Below are 788 nucleotides of genomic sequence, written 5' to 3'. Positions count from 1 at the left end.
CCCCTTTCCGGCAGGAGCCCTCCCGTGACCACGATGACGACCACCACCGCCGCCGCGCGCGCCGTCGGCCTGAACAAGGTCTACGGCGAGGGCGAGACCCGGGTCGTCGCCCTGGACGACGTCAGCGTGGCCTTCGGCCAGGGCGAGTTCACCGCGATCATGGGCCCCTCCGGCTCCGGCAAGTCCACCCTCATGCACTGCATGGCCGGCCTGGACACCGTCACCTCCGGCTCCGCCACCATCGGCGGCACCGAACTCGTCGGCCTCAAGGACAAGCAGCTCACCCGCCTGCGCCGCGACAAGATCGGCTTCATCTTCCAGGCCTTCAACCTGCTCCCCACCCTGACCGCCCTGGAGAACATCACCCTCCCCATGGACATCGCCGGCCGCAAGCCCGACCGCGCCTGGCTGGACCGCGTCGTGGACACCGTCGGCCTCGCCGGCCGCCTCACCCACCGCCCCTCCCAGCTCTCCGGCGGCCAGCAGCAACGCGTCGCCTGCGCCCGCGCCCTCGCCTCCCGCCCCGACATCGTCTTCGCCGACGAACCCACCGGCAACCTCGACTCCCGCTCCGGCGCCGAGATCCTCTCCTTCCTCCGCAACTCCGTCCGCGAACTCGGCCAGACCGTCGTCATGGTCACCCACGACCCCGTCGCCGCCTCCTACGCCGACCGCGTCGTCTTCCTCGCCGACGGCCGCATCGTCGACGAACTCCACCACCCCACCGCCGACACCGTCCTGGACCGGATGCGCCGCTTCGACGCCAAGGGCCGCACCAGCTGACACCC

Annotated in this window: 1 protein-coding gene; it reads left to right on the top strand. The window is 71.6% G+C overall.

Annotated features, from left to right (window positions below; translation table 11 throughout):
- Positions 1-33: 33 nt before the first annotated feature.
- Positions 34-783 carry an ABC transporter ATP-binding protein gene (locus AA75_RS23285; RefSeq protein ID WP_033822143.1) on the top strand — a complete coding sequence of 250 codons (750 nt, stop codon included), beginning with the start codon at positions 34-36 and terminating at the stop codon, positions 781-783.
- Positions 784-788: the final 5 nt, after the last annotated feature.

The sequence above is a fragment of the Kitasatospora sp. MBT63 genome (assembly GCF_000710465.2).
Taxonomy (GTDB): Bacteria; Actinomycetota; Actinomycetes; order Streptomycetales; family Streptomycetaceae; genus Kitasatospora.
The sequence above is the reverse complement of the archived record's forward strand: the minus strand, read 5'-3'. Positions and strand labels throughout refer to the sequence as shown.

Coding starts and splice junctions, on each gene's coding strand:
- AA75_RS23285 (WP_033822143.1), top strand. CDS start 34: ATGACGACCACCACCGCCGCCGCGCGCGCCGTCGGCCTGAACAAGGTC.